Raw genomic sequence first — 16,703 nt, forward strand, 5'->3', positions numbered from 1 at the left:
ATGACCGCAACTGAGGTAGAAATCGATCCCTATCCCTATACGGACTTTGCGAGCCTGGCTTACCCGCCTCAGTTTGCTGCCGAAGCACTAGGGGTTAGCCCACAAACACTCAAGATCATCGAACGCGACAACGACCTGAAGATTTCTCGGGTGCCCCGGGGGTCGGTCGAAGTCCGCAACTACTCGCTGAACGATATCTTTCAGATCGCGCGAATTCGGCGAGAGAGCAAGCACATCAAGGGCTTCACGCGGCCCATCACCATTTCGGTCTTCGTCCCGAAGGGCGGTACCGCGAAAACCACCACCACTTGCAACCTGGCCATTCAGTTTTCCCTGATGGGTTTGAAGGTGCTGGTGATCGACAATGATCAGCAAGCTGACGTGTCGACCATGATGGGCTATGACCCTGACCTTACGGCGGAAGAACTCATTGACATGGGTATCCCTGGCGAAAGGTCCATCAATGGGCACATCGGCAACCTGATGCGCGTTGGCAACTTCTACCAACCGATGTCGCTTGAAGAGGTCGTCAAGAAGCCCTTTGGTGAGCACGGCCCGCACCTGATCCCTGCGGAAGACTCGTTGGACGATATGGACTCTGCTCTGCGCAGCGCCAATGGCTCGGACTTCCGCTATTCGCTGTTCTTCGAGCAGGCTCGCACTGGCGCCCTGCCCCACTGCAACTTGTCCAGCTATGACGTGATCATCATGGACAACGCACCAGCGGGTTCGCTGCTTTCCCGAAACTCGATGGTGGCTGCGGACTTCCTGATCTGCCCGATTCGCATGGACAAGTTCTCATTCCGGGCACTCTCCCGTCTCGCGTTCCGGCTGGGTGAGTTCGCCAAGGATTTCAAGCGTGCGCCGGAGATTGTCGCGATCCCCACGATGTACGTTCGCAACCGGCCGCGCGTTGAACGGAACATGGCCAGCCTCATCAGCCTGTTTCCCGGTAAGGTGACTGAGAGCCGCTTGTACCATTCGGAGGACTACTCCAAGAGCCTCGAGGACGGCGTTCCGCTGTCGCTCTGGCGCACCGGCACTGAAAATTCGCTCGGGGCAATGCGGGAAGTCTTCGAGGAGTTGGTCGCGCGCATCCGCGCAGTTACGGAGGTCGCTAAATGAAACAATCCCGACGCCTCGGCCACGATGCAGCACGGCCGCCAGCCGCTGAGGCCCCGCCTCAGCATATCCAGGGGGTTGTCGTACCCGCGGAGATGCCATCGGCCAATCTGAATCGGCCGATGTCGGAGATTCTGCGCGAGCAGGGAATCTTGGACGAAGATCCGCTTGCCCCCCCTCCCCCGCTGCAGAGCACGCCGGCACCAGCTGCTGCACCCACTCCGAGTCCTTCGCCTCGGACAGCTCCCGTCTCTGGGGGTGCATCGGGGGTTTCGCCCCCCCCGAAGGCCCTTCACATCCCCATTGGGTCCCAGCAGATGTTGCCGATGGACCAGATTGATGTCAGCCCACATCAGCCTCGGCTCGTCTTTGATCAAGACGCCCTTGCTTCGCTGACAAGCACCATTGATCTCGTTGGGCTGAACAATCCGATTACCGTCCGACGCAAGGATGACGGTCGTTTTGAGCTCATTGCCGGCGAGCGTCGCTTCAGGGCGTTCCAACTGAAGCATGAGGCATATATTCCAGGCTTTGTCCGTGATCTTGGCGAGAAGGAAGCCGCGATCCTCGCAATGACGGACAACGATGCCCGGGAAGACCTGTCTGATTTCGAACGAGCCCTGGGCTATCAGCGATTGCTGAAGTTGGGGCATTGCCTCAACCAAATGGATATCTCCCGGTGTGTCGGTCGAAGCATGGCCACCGTCAGTCGGTGCTTGGCTTACTTCAAGTTGCCGCAGGTAGTGATTGACATGCTCATGCAGAGGCCGGGGCTGATTGGCACTAAGGTTGTGGCTGATTTCGTCGCGTTCCATGAGCAGGGCTGCACCGAGCTGGTGATAGCGGCCGTTGTTAAGGTAGAAAAGGGCATGTCCCAGGAGAATGCCTTGAACTGGCTGAAGGCCGAGGCCCGGAAGCTCACGAACCCCGCGGCTGTCGTGATCCCACGCCGCCTGCAGATGTCCGGGAAACCGGTCGCTGACGCCAAGATCGACGGGCGGAACCTCATTCTGAAGTGTCCGAAAGACGTCAATCCGGAGCTGCTACTCCGTACGATCGAGAAATTCCTCTCCGAGGCTGCAGCGGATGACCTTGACGAGGCAGCATAGCCGCCTCGATTTCACCGTGAAAAGCCCGCGCAAATGACGCGGGCTTTTTTTGCTCTCGACCAACTCTCCGGGCCGCCTAGAGCGCGAGAGCATTCACGGTATCCCAGCCCGGAACGGGCTTGGCCTGTCCTGCGGGCGCGGGGACTGCGCAGCGGCGAACTTACGACAACGCCCCCGGGGGGATTCGCGAGAGATTTCACCGTGAAAACTGGTTGGATCACCGCCAGCATTTCGCGCCCGAATTCTACCCAGCGTTTTCACGGTGAAATCTGCGCCGGCGCCAACTAGGGCGGGCGTTGCCCACGCGAATTGGGCCCACTTCAAATAACTCGCTCATGGGAGCGTCGCGGTGAAGATTCGCTGACAGGCCACCCCAGGTGCATACGCGCCCAGCGGCTAGATTTTCACGGTGAAAACTGCCACGGCGGCTACTCAGCTGGACGCTGCCAACGCCTTGTCCCGGAAGCGGAAATGCCGGCAGGCCTTTATGTGGATGCGCTCCTCGATCTTTCACGGTGAAAAGCGCCAGGTAGCCCTCGCTGCGCAATCGTCCAGCGGCGTGGTTTTCACGGTGAAATCCCAACGTTGATGGCCCCCTCAACGTCTCAAAAGCATCACCGTCCTTGGTGCGAGCGGAGCTTTTTCACCGTGAAAAGTCAATGGTCGCTCAATCGGCGCCTGCGGTCAGGAAGCAATTTCAAGCCTGCCGTCAGCATTCAGGGGCGAGGACGCACGAGCCTACGCCAGGCTGGTCTTCGACGAAACCGCTCGGCGCGTTGCATTCCCAGCCAAGGCGCGCTAGGAGAACGCCCAGTCTCTGCGCATTGCGCAGAGCGCACTACACATTGCGTACTCTGTGCGTCATCGCGTTTTCACCGCGAAACCAGCGGCATCACAATTTTCACGGTGAAAACGAACGCGATCGCCGGCCGGGCATTAGGAATACCATACAAATATTGCTACGTGTTATGTATCGCTATTGTGAGAAACGAGGAGCTAGTTGCAGTTCGCAAATGGCAGGAGAGCACACTGGGCACTTCTCCGAGCACTAGCCATTCGGTCAAACGTGATCATCGCGAGATTGGATATCGGCTTGCCGAGGTTGCACTCAGCAGGACACCAAGAATGAACACCGGGAATTTCGAGAAAGAGGCGGGAGGTTTCGTGCCTCGCGTAGGGAAGCACTAGCAAGCTCGACGAGCTCAACCGCGCGCACTCTGGCGGCGGTCTTTCGCATGTATTGAGGAGGGCAGGTCAGGCAGCCTTCTGTTCCTCTGCCTGTCGCTTCACGTATTGGGCCAGTTCGACCTTCAGTGCCTTACGAGCCATGATTGCCGCCTCATCCGGCCTAGCCTTTACCTTCTGCCGCCGCGCAGCCATCTGGAACGTAGTCTCCTTGTACAGTCCATCAAGGACAGCAAGTCGTTCGTCGTCCGTCATCGAGGCGAAGATAGCCAGACCTTCTTCGATATCGCGCTCAAGATTGCGCGCAAACTCGATCTCAGCGACCGGTACCATTGGCTTACTCGGGACTGCTTCGGCTGGGCTACCAAACGCCGCCTCGCGCTCCATTTCGCTAAGTGCCCAACCCTCTTTGATCGCGGTCATTAGGTAGGCACCAGGCGATTTCACCCCTCCAACTTTGACTCGGTACCTCACGAGCTCAATCGCCGCACGGATTCGCTCATCCGTGTTCACTTCGCGATTGCTGATGATCTCATTGATCTGCCTGGTGCTCAGCCCAAAGCCCTTAACGAGAGTCTCATACAGATCCTTCAGCTCATGTGGTTGCGCAAAGTCCAGAACGAGCTTGCCCTCTGCGTTGTCCCTAAGCTTGAATCGAATCGCCGCAACGCGTCGCGAACCCTGCGCGGTCTTCGTTTCGTACTCAACGTAGAGATCGGTCAGTTCATTGATTTGGGCAATGTTCTTATCCAGAACCAACCGCTTGAACTGCTTGTACTCGGTGAGTGATTTGACCGCGTCAGCATTGACCCACTTCCTGACCTCTTCGATCGGAAGCCAGTTCGTAGTCCCCATGAATCGAAGGGCGCCCAAACGCTCATACAGGATGTACGCGTACTGGCTGAGTGCCGCAGACATGCGCAAGGATAGATAGGTATAGCGCTTCGGATCTTTGAGTTGTCGACGGATCATCTCGTCGACCTTGAACACAACGCGCCCGCCTGCGATCCCTACAGAACCAAGAAGCGGCACTGACACCCATTGCGGGTCGCCGCCGCCCTTGCGCTCAACAGAGACTTGAACCGATGAGCTCTGGCACTCGCGCAGGGCCTTCTTGAGGTGCGCGACGTTGTTCGATGTTTCGAACTTAGCGAGCCATTTGAAGTAGCCGAGCTCGATATCGTAATGCTCAAGATCCGGGTTCTCCGACACCGTGAGCCACAACGCATTGATGGCCCGCCTTGCCACGAGGGACATAGGGGTGACGTCAATCAGAACATTGGTTTTGCGGTACCCAATGTCGCGCGTGGATTCAGTGATTGCGGTACTAGGCCCGAGCTCCTCGCGGACAGCGTTGAAGATATCGAAACCCAGCTGCTCCTGGATGTTTTTTGGGAGATTAGACATGGCAGAGTGCGCCCAATGCACTAAGAGACTGCCGTAATATCTCCGTAATGGTGTAATGAGTCAAGTATACGATTGCACCTTTGCGCAACACCGTTGCCAAGAGGCACCAATCAATGACACCGTCGAACCAACTGATGCCACCATGACTGAGCGCCACTCCCCGGAAACCTAGACTGGGCGCGCCTTTCCGGGATATACGCACATCAAGCCAACGGTTAACACCTTCCACCAATTCATTGCACCTTGGCACCAATGGATAGCACCGTAGGAAGCCAATTTCTTACACCTTTGCGGCCCAATGCGGTACACCAATCCCCCAACAGATATCACCTTGGCACCAACAGTTAACACTTTGCTGCTCGTAAGCCATTGAATTATTTAAGCAAAACGAGACCCGTATACGTTGGTTGGTTTACGTAAACAAAGCTGCTAGCTCTCCGCAGAAAAATGCGGAACGTCAAAACCACCGGTACTTATCCACAGCCATCGGCACTTGCCGCTTCGTCACCGCGACCGCTATCGCAGTACGGTGCAATCTGTTGGACCGCAATGAGCTCCGCCACACAGAGATGCAATCAACTCGACGCAACCCTCCCTCTCTAAACCCCATGGTGCAATCAGTTGGTCCGCAATCTTCCATATCGGTATGGGTGCAATGTATTGGCCCGCAAAGCCCCAGGGGGAAAGGTGCAATGTATTGGCCCGCAAAATCGGCGTTCACTTGCCGCTATGGTGCAACGTATTGGTCCGCAAGAGACTGGGCACATGGTGCAGTCAATTGGTCCGCAGAGTACCTCTCAACGACATGGTGTAGTTTATTGGTCCGCAAACGGACTCTCTACCATGGTGCAATGAATTGGCCCGCAGGGGGCTAGAACCGATAGCGCAGTTCTTTAGTCCGCAGAAACCCTAGCGCGTCATGGGCCCGCTACCCCCAGGCAATATGGTGTATCTGATTGGTCCGCAACCGCACGAGTACCGGCTATGGTGCAGTCGATTGGTCCGCAACCATGGCGAATCAGCGGCGTTAGCAGCTCTGCGCAGGCTCAAACACGCGCAAGGTGGCATCCGTTGGTCCGCAAAATGTGAGGACAAATAAGCACTCGCCTCGAAAGGTGCAATGACTTGGTCCGCAAAGATTGGCCACTGATTCCAGCATCTCTTACAGCACCTGCACTGCGCAAAGGTGCAATGGTTTGGTCCGCAATTTCTCCCAGCGGGGTTCAACCGGCAAGGTTATGACAACAATTAGCGAGATCTAGCGATAGGAAGCACTCACTAAAGCTCCGCAAATTGCGCCACGGTCCACCAAACCGTTACACCTTGCCCGCGGGAGCGGGCTTTGCGGTCCAAAACGCATCACCCTAGGTAGTGCTCCATGGGGCACCTCCGCAAACTTTTGCGGGTCTGCGGGCCAAATCGTTACACCTTTCACCGCTGCCGCGAGGCGTAGACAGCCTGGAGCATCAGTACGCGGGGAGGGCGAGTTCCGGATCAGATCTTTGCTTGCCTGTCGGCTGAATGGAGGGGCGGAACACGTTTCTCGATCGTGCAATGCGCATTGCACCACCCGCCTTGTTCGGCAGCGTTCCTGCGGGTCTTACTGGCCGAAGCACTGCGCAATACGTAATGCGCCCTGGGCAGTGCTCAATACCCAATGCGCAATGCTCACTGCGCATTGGGTACTCATCTCTGAACGCGCCGCCGTTTTCACTGTGAAAAGTGGCGCTACCACGGTATGCCAGCCCCGGAACTGTAATCAGTGACGGGGGCCATCCAAAGACGAGCGATCGCACGCAAGACATGCAACTCCCAAGGACTCCTGCGCTAGGCGGCCGATACACGCTGTTGTCAGCCATATCGGAGTACCAGGGCAACCCGCAAGCTTGCCTCGGACATCCAACCTCAGAGCTTCCAGGAGAACCTCATGTCAATCGCATTGATCCTCAAAGCCGGCGAAGGCTCCATCTTCCCGAACCACGCAAAGACGTCCGACAAGGACCCGCTGTTCCTCGGGTGGATGGAGTTTCCCCTCGACGAACAGAAGAAGAACTCGCTCCGGCTCGATGTCGCTGTTTGGCGGAAAAATAACAGCGGCAAAGATTTCTACTCGCTGTCCATCGGCGGCATTCCTGCAACCCTCTTCAAGGAAGAGAAGCAGGACAGGCCGGAGAGCTCCCCTGACTATGCCGGCAGCTTTGGCTTCGGCCGAGAGATGCGAATCGCCGGCTGGCGCAAGAAAACGAAGGAGGGCGACAACCCTTACATCAGCATCTCAGTAGTGGAGAAGAAAGCCGCTGCGAACAGTGAGCGCGCGCAAACGCCGGCAGCCGCCCAGGAGCAAAAGGCTCCCCCCAGGCAACCGGCCCCGTCACAGGAAGCAGCAGGACATCCGGGATTTGACTTCATCTAACCGCAACATGCCCCCACGAGAGATTTCGTGGGGCTTTTTTTTGCCCCTTTTCCACGGATCGGGCGAGGCGACACGTCCCTATAATCGCGCGTTCACTATATGAGGGCGGGCCAGAGGTCCGAGAGCGGACAGTGGAGGAGAAGAGACCATCACAAGGTACGGGCGGCCGATCGGCTCGCCGCCTTGCCATTGCTGCAGGCGTTCTGTCGAGCCTCTTGCTTACGAGCATCTCCATCCACGAAGTGATTGACTTCAGGCGACGGGAATACGCTGAAGCACGAGAGAGCCTGGCGGTCTTCTCATCCGCACTGACTCGACAGGCGGCTGAGATCCTGAGGAGCCAGAAGACCGTTGTTCGACAGGTAGCTCGCACTTTGAATGGCGACAGCAACGCTCTCAGCATTCAAGAACGGTTTGCAATCGCAAGGGCAACAACCGAGAACACCTGCGTTGCCCGACTCTTCCTATACACCTTGACTGGTGCACTTGAGCTCGATACTTCAGGCTCTCCTGAGCCACAAGCTCCTCTAGCGCCGAGCAAAGACCTCCTGACTCAAGCAGTCAGCTATATCGTTGATGGACCAGTTCCGGGCCTGCCGTACCAAATCTCAATCTCTGAAGGCCTACTTGGCGGCAACGGCCAATACCGTTGGCTCGCAACATCCTGGATTGACTTCGCCCCCTTCGCGCAGACAGTGGCCGCGATCACACGCGATACCGGTTACCAGGTCGCACTTGCCACTGAAGAGGGTCGCATCCTCTATCGCTTTCCAGAGTCCGCTCGCTTTGATTCGCAGGAGATTCGCCAAGGAGCGTTCGACGCATGGGGTAAAGCCGCGAGCCACGCTCCGATTCGCGAGCTTCCCGCCGGCGCAGCCGCTGAGAGCGTCATAACACGGATCGAGGGCGCACCGCTTGCCTTACAGATCGCATTGCCGACGCAGACTGTGAACACGGCCTGGCAGCGCCGCGCATCGTACCTCGCGGTACTTTCAACGGCCGGCATAGGCCTGATCTGGCTTCTCATTGCCACAATCCTCCGCCAGGTTAAGCAAACAGAACGTGTCGCCGAGTCCGCGGAACGCGGCGAAGCAATGTTCGTCGACGTCTTGTCGCGGCTACGTGAGGCCGTCATTGCTACCGACACAAAGGGCACGATTCGCTTTGCGAACTCGAATGCCTTTATTGCTCTAGCTGCCACCTCAACCCATCAACTGATTGGCCAGCAGATTCAGACCTTGCTCCCTCCTGAGGTATGGAAGGGCTCGCCTTTAGGCGCGGGCGGAAATCCACGCCAAGAGGCATCCCACGAGTGGGCGGGCTGCTTGCCGACCCTTGCGGGCTCTTCGTTCCATGCCGAAGTCCGCATCTGTGGCAACGGCCTCCACGGAACCGATGGTCTCGTCATTACAATTCATGACGCCAGCGAGAGAAAGGCCTACGAGGCTCGAGTTGTTGAGGCGGCCACCATCGATCCGGTCACGAACGTCTCAAACATGCACGCGTTTCGCGACAGACTCGATCGACTATTCCTGTCCGAGAGCGATCGCGACCAATTCCACGCCGTTTTGGCGGTGCAGCTCTCCGCTCCTCAAGGGGCACCGCTTGATGACTCGATTTGCGCACTGGCGGCAGATCGATTGACCACGAGCATTCGCGATTCCGACTCAGTCGCTTCGGAGGGCAGCGGTCGCTTCTTTGTACTGGCAAGAAATGTGTCCGAGCCGATTGACGTTGCGATCATTGCGCGTCGGATAGCTGCATGCTATGAAGCGCCGCTTACGCCAGGCGGAGAGACGCTGCGGCTTCGCGCACGGACAGGCATCGCGCTGTTCCCCGTCGATGCGGAAACCAGTGACGCCTTGGTCGCTTCGGCTAAGAAGGCCGCGGCAACAGCAAACGCCGAGCATTTTGTCTATGCGAATGAAGCTTGTTCACGGCAACTCGAAAGTTTGCGCGAGCAAGCCGATGCCCTGAGAACGTCGTTCGGCGCCGACAACTTGAAGCTGAACTACGCCCCGATGGTCTGTCTGAAGAGTAACGTCATCGTCGGCGCTATCGTAACGCCACTGGTCAGCAGCAATGGGCGGTACATCCCACTCGCTCGTCTGAGCGCCATACTTGAAGAGACGCGCATCTCTGCCCTGGCCGACGAGTGCGTGCTGAGATCGTTGCTCGCAGATCTTCGCGCCTGCCAAGCTATTCCCGCCCCACGCTTGCTGATCGTGCCTGTCCACCGCGATAGCTTCACGAGGCCCGGATTTCTCAACACATTGCGAGAAGCGGTCGACGCTCTTCCGACGAAATGGGCGCTCGGCGTCAGCATTCTGGAACCCGTTGAATCAGAACACTGGACACAGGCCACGGTAGCGATCAGTGATCTCGCGACGTTCGGCGTCCAGGTGTTCCTATCTGACTATGGCAACGGCTTAGCGTCATTGCCGCGCCTCATTACTTCCGGAGTACAAGGCGCAATCCTCGACCGATCGCAAGCGCCGTTTATGGCTGGGCGGGACGATGCCTTCGCCTTCGTTACCGCCGCCACGGCCGTTGCGGCTAATCTCGGCATCAAGCTCGTGGCCACGGGCGTCAAGGACGCTGAAGTCGCTTCGATGCTAGCAAAAATGGGAGTGTCGTACGCCTGCGGTCCCCTTTATGGGACCAGCTACACGGCACCAGTCCTACCCGAACCTGCGATTCGAGAGTCACAAACGACGAATGCGCGTTAGAATTCATAACACGTACTTGTAATAACGTTCGCAAACTTTCACCTCGAATCGACATGCCCAGTGTTTCCATGACAGAACGACACGGTCGAAGCAAAAAGGCCACCACGCGGGTCTTCTTGCCGCTCGTCTATGTTGGCGCCGTCATCGGCACACTAGTGACTGGCCTCGTAGCGTACGAGATCAACGACAGTCGAACGCAGGCGCTGAATGATGCGTCCAGGGATCTAACTGTCCTTTCGTCTGCTTCTGCAGCACAGCTAAAGAGCTATCTGGACTCGATAGGTGAAGTGCTATCGGCGGCGGGCTTGGCGAGTCAATCACTGCTGACGGCGGGCCCTGGAGGCGCGGACAACGCGCTCAGTCAAGTTCGTGCAGCCGCAGTCGGCACCGCAATCGAAGGTATCGTGGTTGTTGGGAAGGCCGGCGTCCCTGTGCTGCATACGTACGACGATCCGGTTCCGGCCTCATTTCTGCCAGGTCAACTCGCCGTGCAGAAGCTTGAGTATCAGCGCACTGCGGGCACAGAGATCGTTGGCCCGATACTGTCAGACTCGGGCGACCGGGTTAAGGTGTATGCGGTAAAGCGAATCAACGACCAAACAGGCGCGTTTCTCGGGGCTGTACTGACACCCCTTGATATTTCCTCGATCGCACTTGTTGGCAAGGAGGCTCTTCGCAAAGATGGTGTGACCGTCGCGGTGCTGGGAGCCGAGAGGGGAAACCTAGTTGCGCGCCTACCAGATCCCGGCGTCCTCCGTTACTTGAAACAGTACACGGAGACGGAGATCAGTCCGCAGATGGCGGGCAAGCAGTCGGGGGTGGCAGTTGGCGCGAGCGCTGTTGACGGCGTCCGACGGCTGATGGCATTCGAGCGTGTCAAGGACTACCCACTTTTGGTCGTTACCTCGATGGACGAGCAAGTCGTCAATAGCGAATGGCACGCTGATGCGAAGCGAATCATAGGTATCGGTTAAGTGTGGTTTCGGACCAGACCCTGATGCCGTTTGTTGAGGAGTTGGCGGTAGAGGGGCGACGAATCGAGGCGATCGATCGACTAAGGGCGGAGGTCAAAGGTGTTGCGTCAGCCATCGAGAGCCTACTCGATGGTGTAAAGCAGCCTCGCGCGACCTACATCTATCGGGAACGTCTGGAATGCACGGCGATGGGTTGGGCCAGGCCCGATACACAGCAGCACGCCATCAACTCGTAACCACAGTAGCCCCCTCTTCCAGAAGAGGGGGCTTTCTTTTCATTTCGCAGCGCGCAGAGGTTTCGGGCCCTCGCCGTTGTGGTCCCCTGTGAACCATCTCTCAGCACCAACAATCGCGGCATTGCCGCACCGAACTCAGGAGAACGACCATGGCAATCCACTACGACAATGCGGACGAGAACAAGGGCGGTTTCACGTCGGAGCAGATGAACGCACTGATTGAAGGGGCGAGCGAGCAGCAGGTCCGCCTTGCATTGCAGAAGGTGCTCCACGTTATGGCGAAGCTTGGCTTCGGCACGGACGAGGAGATCTCCGGGGCGGATGCTGTCGACGCAATCGGCGAAGTATTCGCGGAAGTCACTGAGGAAGTGCTGCAAGGGCAGGGCTAACTCAGTTCAACCGAAGCAAATGGAGGGAGAACGAATTGCCTACCAGTCCTGAACTCGCAAACATCGACGCGGCATTCGAGCGGCTCAACACGATTCTCGATACGACTGGGGCGCTAGATTCCGCGGCGACCCAGCATGCAGCCTACGCGTTGCGGCTCGCCATCGTGCAAGCGCTCGGTGACCAGGATCGAATCGAGGCCGCCGAAGCCTCTCTCGCGGAGCTGAAACTCAGTTCCTGAATTGTGTAGCCCGACGCCCGCGTGACCGACTCAGTCGGCCGCGGGCTTTTCAATTCAACGCCGGCGTTTCCCTGGGGCAACACCACGCCAAGCAATGTCGAAGCAGCAACTGCTGCTGCTGTTCATCGTGCGATGGCCATTGTAAGGACTTACACGAGCCTGTTCTGCATGCCCATTGTGCAAGGACTACGCAAAAAGCCCTTTGCACTTTCCCTCAGGACACTCTGGAGTTGACAATGCTTGCTGCTATCGCCCTCTCGCTTTTCCTGTTCGCTTGCGGTTATCCGTTTGCGAAGAAGAACTGATCTTCGAATGTGGTTCGCTCCACGTCCGTCTGACGCCAACTAGGTCTTCTGATGCCATGCTTCGGTTGGCTATGCCACACCCAAGTTGAGCCGTGCTCACTTGGGTGTTTTTTTGTCCGCACCCCCGCATGGAAAAGTTTTTTTGGCCTTTGTTGCAATAGGCTTTGCAGATCTATTGTTTCCCCACACTGCTGCAGCCGGGCAAAAAAAAAACCCACCGATTCCTCAGTGGGCTTGATGGCGCATGGAGAAGGTTAGCGCTGCTTGATGGCGGCAAGCCGATTCTTAAACGTCCGGACAACCTGCTCATATCGGTTCAGTGCAGTATTGTCCGGCTTGGTTTCATCCGTACGCCACCGGAAGATGGTCATCTTCGTGACGCCCAGGATGGTAGCAAGATCGGTGTCCGACTCGACTTGCAGGTCGTTCGCCCAGCGCCCAAGGATATCGCTCATCGGCCGATTGAACATCTCGCGACGTGCCATGGCCTCAGGCTCTTCGTCGCGCAGCTTTCGGGCGGCGGTCATAATGTCTGCCGGCACCGAGGCCGTGCGGCCGTAGATATACGAGGAGAGCCGCGGCAGGCCGATGCCGAGTGCTGCGGCAAAGTCCTGGTTGCGCATTTGCAGATCTGCGCAGATTTGTACCAACTCGAGCTGGTCGGCCGAAAGAGTCTCGTTGCGGTTTGCACGGCGAACCCGCGGCTTAGGCGCGGCAGGGGCTGGGAGGGCCTCCAGATTCTTGTCCGCTGCGGCGGATTCGGGCGCCGGCGCGACGGGCGCAATCAGAGGATCAAGGTCGAAAACGCCGAGATTGCTCAATTTCTCTTCTCCATTCAAATGCCTTCGGAAGGCCAGGGCCATTTTCGCAGCAGCAGTCCTGGAATCGATGACCTGGTCCCTATCAATTGGTTCGCTGTCTACCAAGCCAACATTTTCCAGCTCTTCACCACGCTCTCGCATCTCTTCGATCGAATCGTGGTTGATGGTAAGTGCGAGAGCGTCACGAATGTGCTCCCGGCAAACATTGCTCGCAATTGCGTAGATTACCGCATAGATCGCGTTTGCCTCGCGCAGCTTATCCAGTTGCTTGGTGGCGAAGAAGACTACCACTACTCGCTGCAGGATCTCGTCGACATCGCCAAGATCGACCTTAGACTTCAGAGCTCGTACGCGGCAAATCTTGTGCGTACGCTCATCTGCATACATCGCTTTGATGAACCGATCGATGAAGGTCTTCGGGCGCTTGGGATTGTCCAGGAACTCGGCGCTCATGCGCTCAAGTTCCGACGGCTTGCCCGTTGCGGTAGGGGTGTCAAAGCCGTCAACCTCAGTGGTGTCCACAGGATCGACGCCTTCGTCTTCGGCAGGAATGAATTCGGCTACTTCTTCAGTCACCATTGAATGGAGTTAGATGGACTGTGTTCCTAGGTAGCAACCCGGTCAACCACTCGGTCCAGGCGCGGTAGAACTGCGCGTTGCACTTGCTCCACTGAATCCACCAGGTCGAGCATGATATGCACGCCGGCTACCAGGATGTCTGACTTCATCTCTGGGTAGAGCAACATTGCGCGTTCCATACGCTTGTTCACAAGAGCGACCGCCTGATCGGCCGATTTACCTTCGAGCCGGAGTGCAAGGACCGGGTTTTGGTTCTCTCGCACGCCGAGCGCGTCAAGGCCGATTTCGATAGGGCTGTACTCACGTTGCATGACTGTTCCATCCTTGGCCGCCTTCTGCCGAGCGACGCTTTAACAATTATACCTACGGGGCAACACGTGTCAATAAACCAACCAGGCAGATGGTTGGGATACATAACACGTACGAATGACCGGAGGGTAATCCCTCAGGCCGGCTTTGGCGCGACTACAGCAGATGCGATCGCGCGGGAACGGATCAGGCTGTGACCTGGACAGCCATCTCCATGCGGGGGACGAACTTCCGGATCTCGAGGATGTTCTTGGAGGATTTGCTTACAACGGTGAGGCCTGCCAACAAGATTTCCGCACGCGCCTCGGGGTAGTCCTGGAGCGCATTGCTCATACACGTCATTGCTCGCATCCCCGAGCAGCTGGCGTTCACAAACTTGGAGCACTTCGGTTGACCCTCGGAGTCGATGCATCCCATGGATGCCATCCCGATTGTTGTGGCGAGCGACGTTTCCCCGGCGGTTTTGTTCATCGTGACCTTCCTTGCAGCTATTCGTTTTTGGTTTGTGCTTGGCCCTTGTTATGTTGGTAACAAGGTGAGATGCATTATAGATACGTGACAAATGTCAGGTCAATTGAAATCGTCCGTAAGTTGTTGTTTTTAAAGGGGTTTGTTTGCAAAAACGCGTAATGCAAGTTTGGTCACCGAAAACACGTCTGCGTTTTTTCGCTTCTGTAAGTGGCTTAAACGACGCGCGTCGAGCGTTTTGGTCCAGATTCGGTTTCTCGGCCAGAAAACGGGGCAAAGCAAAAGAAAAACGCCACCCTACAAAGGAGGGTGGCGGGCCAGTTAAAGGAAAGGATCTTCGCTGGAGATGTTCGCGTTCAGTGCCCTCTCTTCCTCAGGGAACAGAGGTAACGAGAACTCATCTGGATGCCGAGCTTGGCGATGGAGCTTGGCCTGCCAGTAATCCTTAGCGGCGTCGGTCGTTTCTTCAGCGTGGTCGGTCATCGCTGCCGCTGCCCCAGGCAAGCCTGTCGGTACAGTCGGTACAGAGTGCTTCGAGACCGAGGCGCGCTTCCCATTCATTGGCTTGTCAGCCATTTCTGGTGTGGGCAGAGTTGCCGGCCGTTGAGCAGCAGGCACCCGTTTCGGAGTTCGCGCCTCCGGCGGAGATGGTTGCCGCTGGTGCTCCATGGGCGCCCGTCGAAGCAGCTCCAGAGAGCTTGGTCCTCGCCGGCGCACGGGGCGCTCGACTTCGATGCAAGGCAATTGCGTCTCGTCGCATCGCAGCTCGATCGGTTCGACGTAGTGCGGTGTAAACTGAAATTTTCCGCAGTAATACCACATGAAGAATGGCCAACTCATTAGCGCATACAGGAGGGGAGGGGCCCACCAGTACCCGTGGCCAGGATTGGCTTTAACCGTGATCACAACACAGATTGCCACGGCGTAGAACATTGCGTAGCACATCCATCGTTTTGCTTTCATCTGCTGCACCCTTGCGCGGTAGTCTGGACGCGAGAGAGATGACGAACACCCTGCGATGTTCGCGCCGGCGATGATGATTTGGACGAATTTGTCCATTGGTGCTGCTCCACGCGAGAGGTTGGCCGGCTTGCGCCGGGTGCCCGGGAAATGGGCCACCCACCGGATCGGGGGTGAGAGCGGCCAGCTCGCTGGTCTGGCGTTCGATCAAACTACTGAACTGCTCTCTCGCGTATAGCTAGGACGATTTGGACGCCTGCATCCGAACCACATTCCTTCAATCGGCTTGTCAAACCTGGCCTGTAGCCGCCGTTCTCAGGTAGCCGGCGTGATACGGGGCGCAGCCCATAATCCAGCGGCCTTCTAGTTCGAGGTCGTAGTCCGAGAACGACGTTCCCGACGCATTGCATCTGGCCTCGTTCTCGATGACGGCATCGAGGCGGACAATCTCTGTCTCATTAAGCGGTCGAATGCCTGTCTGGCGGGAGCTGCTAGCCCAAGCCTTGTACTCGGGAGTACCGTGCTCGTCGAGCCAATCTCGATGCTTGAACATCTCCCTGTCCGTGGTGAAGCCGAGGGCGACCGCTTCGTCGCTGACGCCTGAAATTGCTGCTTTTCCTGTCATTTCGTACTCCTTTCTTCGCTACTACGGCGGAGTCTGACTTCTCCCGTCCGTTCATCATCGGCTACGGCTCCTCGCCTTCCCGATGCGGACCAGTCCATGCTGCGACTGGCCAGACGGGAGATCTCCCGGTTCCCGCGCAAGGAGCGTCCGTGCGTGCCAGGGTCGCCGTTAGGCCATGAACCAAGGTTGGCGGAGTTGCCTTGAATACGGTCGAGCAACTTGATTGCTTCCGCCTTGCTGGTGGCCTTGACGCGCACCGCGCAGGACAGCCGTACATCAAACGCGTACTCGTGAATCTCTGTCGTAGTACCGATGGTCACCGGGTCCGTCGACATGTCGGTCAGTGCGGTCGCAAAGTAGTGACCGTACCGGGTTCTATGACCGGCGTCGGTGAGTAAATGCTTGGCCGTTGCTGTTTCGCTGGTCTGGGTGCGGTGTATGTTGGTGTTGCTCTACCCATGCGTAACACGTATGCATAATTTGCTTGATTGATCTAAGTACTGTGCGTATGATGGGTATAAATGGTTGGCCACATATGAAGGGGTATGAGATGCGTACGAAGGTGAAGGTTGGTCTGATGATTGGAGGTGTCGTGCTGGTAGCAGCGGCGATCGTGCTGGCGCCCGTGCTGCGCGACCTGCCTTGGCTGAAGTGGACCCTGTACGTGTGCGCTGCACTGATGCTGTCCCCGCTGTTCATGGGCGGTCTCGTGGACGTGCCCGCCACCACCCCGGAAGATCCGACCTTCGAAAAGAATCGCATCGGCGATGCAAGGCAGGACGTCTGGGGGTTCAACGGCCAAGACAGCAACAACGACTAAGCGCGGCGAAACT

The 16,703-nt window shown here is 57.4% G+C and carries 14 protein-coding genes; 8 read left to right on the forward strand and 6 right to left on the reverse strand.

The window, feature by feature from the left end:
- Entirely contained in the window at nt 1-1,125 is a 1,125-nt protein-coding gene (locus tag RMET_RS29650; protein ID WP_011229285.1) for an AAA family ATPase, read from the forward strand.
- Nucleotides 1,126-1,439: 314 nt separating this feature from the next.
- A complete protein-coding gene (locus tag RMET_RS29655; protein ID WP_011229286.1) occupies nt 1,440-2,231 on the forward strand; it encodes a ParB/RepB/Spo0J family partition protein in 792 nt (263 codons plus the stop codon).
- A 1,254-nt stretch (nt 2,232-3,485) separates the two neighbouring features.
- Here RMET_RS29655 and RMET_RS29660 read toward each other — a convergent pair.
- A complete protein-coding gene (locus RMET_RS29660) occupies nt 3,486-4,823 on the reverse strand; it encodes a replication initiation protein (RefSeq protein ID WP_011514775.1) in 1,338 nt (445 codons plus the stop codon).
- 1,927 nt (nt 4,824-6,750) lie between these two features.
- Between RMET_RS29660 and RMET_RS29665 the strand changes: the two genes are divergently transcribed.
- The 5 genes from RMET_RS29665 (at nt 6,751) to RMET_RS29690 (ending at nt 11,803) form a co-directional block, all read left to right on the forward strand.
- A complete protein-coding gene (locus tag RMET_RS29665; protein ID WP_011229288.1) occupies nt 6,751-7,236 on the forward strand; it encodes a hypothetical protein in 486 nt (161 codons plus the stop codon).
- Nucleotides 7,237-7,367: 131 nt separating this feature from the next.
- Nucleotides 7,368-9,965: an EAL domain-containing protein gene (locus RMET_RS29670; RefSeq protein WP_149135216.1), complete on the forward strand. Its 2,598-nt coding sequence runs from the start codon at nt 7,368-7,370 to the stop codon at nt 9,963-9,965.
- Nucleotides 9,966-10,033: 68 nt separating this feature from the next.
- A complete protein-coding gene (locus RMET_RS29675) occupies nt 10,034-10,939 on the forward strand; it encodes a hypothetical protein (protein WP_041240739.1) in 906 nt (301 codons plus the stop codon).
- A 385-nt stretch (nt 10,940-11,324) separates the two neighbouring features.
- A complete protein-coding gene (locus tag RMET_RS29685; protein ID WP_011229290.1) occupies nt 11,325-11,564 on the forward strand; it encodes a hypothetical protein in 240 nt (79 codons plus the stop codon).
- 35 nt (nt 11,565-11,599) lie between these two features.
- A complete protein-coding gene (locus tag RMET_RS29690; protein WP_011229291.1) occupies nt 11,600-11,803 on the forward strand; it encodes a hypothetical protein in 204 nt (67 codons plus the stop codon).
- 559 nt (nt 11,804-12,362) lie between these two features.
- Here RMET_RS29690 and RMET_RS29695 read toward each other — a convergent pair.
- From RMET_RS29695 to RMET_RS34315, 5 genes are all read right to left on the reverse strand, one after another.
- The gene (locus RMET_RS29695; RefSeq protein WP_011514777.1) at nt 12,363-13,508 is read right to left on the reverse strand and encodes a hypothetical protein; all 1,146 of its coding nucleotides are present in this window, start codon (nt 13,506-13,508) and stop codon (nt 12,363-12,365) included.
- A gap of 26 nt (nt 13,509-13,534) precedes the next feature.
- Nucleotides 13,535-13,819, reverse strand: a complete 285-nt coding sequence (locus tag RMET_RS29700) for a hypothetical protein (protein WP_011514778.1) — start codon at nt 13,817-13,819, stop codon at nt 13,535-13,537.
- 184 nt (nt 13,820-14,003) lie between these two features.
- Nucleotides 14,004-14,288 carry a hypothetical protein gene (locus tag RMET_RS29705; RefSeq protein WP_011514779.1) on the reverse strand — a complete coding sequence of 95 codons (285 nt, stop codon included), beginning with the start codon at nt 14,286-14,288 and terminating at the stop codon, nt 14,004-14,006.
- 318 nt (nt 14,289-14,606) lie between these two features.
- Nucleotides 14,607-15,344, reverse strand: coding sequence for a hypothetical protein (locus tag RMET_RS31895; RefSeq protein ID WP_049799858.1), 738 nt, complete (start codon nt 15,342-15,344; stop codon nt 14,607-14,609).
- Between the two features lie 190 nt (nt 15,345-15,534).
- On the reverse strand, nt 15,535-15,870 hold the full coding sequence (locus tag RMET_RS34315) for a hypothetical protein (RefSeq protein WP_017512990.1): 336 nt from the start codon (nt 15,868-15,870) through the stop codon (nt 15,535-15,537).
- A 550-nt stretch (nt 15,871-16,420) separates the two neighbouring features.
- Between RMET_RS34315 and RMET_RS29720 the strand changes: the two genes are divergently transcribed.
- Nucleotides 16,421-16,690 carry a hypothetical protein gene (locus tag RMET_RS29720; RefSeq protein WP_011514782.1) on the forward strand — a complete coding sequence of 90 codons (270 nt, stop codon included), beginning with the start codon at nt 16,421-16,423 and terminating at the stop codon, nt 16,688-16,690.
- Nucleotides 16,691-16,703 lie beyond the last annotated feature (13 nt).

The organism is Cupriavidus metallidurans CH34, from assembly GCF_000196015.1.
Classification (GTDB): Bacteria; Pseudomonadota; Gammaproteobacteria; order Burkholderiales; family Burkholderiaceae; genus Cupriavidus; species Cupriavidus metallidurans.

Excerpts from the sequence above, each read along its gene's own strand:
- RMET_RS29650 (WP_011229285.1), top strand. The coding sequence starts at position 1 with ATGACCGCAACTGAGGTAGAAATCGATCCCTATCCCTATACGGACTTT.
- RMET_RS29655 (WP_011229286.1), top strand. The coding sequence starts at position 1,440 with ATGTTGCCGATGGACCAGATTGATGTCAGCCCACATCAGCCTCGGCTC.
- RMET_RS29660 (WP_011514775.1), bottom strand. The coding sequence starts at position 4,823 with ATGTCTAATCTCCCAAAAAACATCCAGGAGCAGCTGGGTTTCGATATC.
- RMET_RS29665 (WP_011229288.1), top strand. The coding sequence starts at position 6,751 with ATGTCAATCGCATTGATCCTCAAAGCCGGCGAAGGCTCCATCTTCCCG.
- RMET_RS29675 (WP_041240739.1), top strand. The coding sequence starts at position 10,034 with ATGACAGAACGACACGGTCGAAGCAAAAAGGCCACCACGCGGGTCTTC.
- RMET_RS29685 (WP_011229290.1), top strand. The coding sequence starts at position 11,325 with ATGGCAATCCACTACGACAATGCGGACGAGAACAAGGGCGGTTTCACG.
- RMET_RS29695 (WP_011514777.1), bottom strand. The coding sequence starts at position 13,508 with ATGGTGACTGAAGAAGTAGCCGAATTCATTCCTGCCGAAGACGAAGGC.
- RMET_RS29700 (WP_011514778.1), bottom strand. The coding sequence starts at position 13,819 with ATGCAACGTGAGTACAGCCCTATCGAAATCGGCCTTGACGCGCTCGGC.
- RMET_RS29705 (WP_011514779.1), bottom strand. The coding sequence starts at position 14,288 with ATGAACAAAACCGCCGGGGAAACGTCGCTCGCCACAACAATCGGGATG.
- RMET_RS31895 (WP_049799858.1), bottom strand. The coding sequence starts at position 15,344 with ATGGACAAATTCGTCCAAATCATCATCGCCGGCGCGAACATCGCAGGG.
- RMET_RS34315 (WP_017512990.1), bottom strand. The coding sequence starts at position 15,870 with ATGACAGGAAAAGCAGCAATTTCAGGCGTCAGCGACGAAGCGGTCGCC.
- RMET_RS29720 (WP_011514782.1), top strand. The coding sequence starts at position 16,421 with ATGCGTACGAAGGTGAAGGTTGGTCTGATGATTGGAGGTGTCGTGCTG.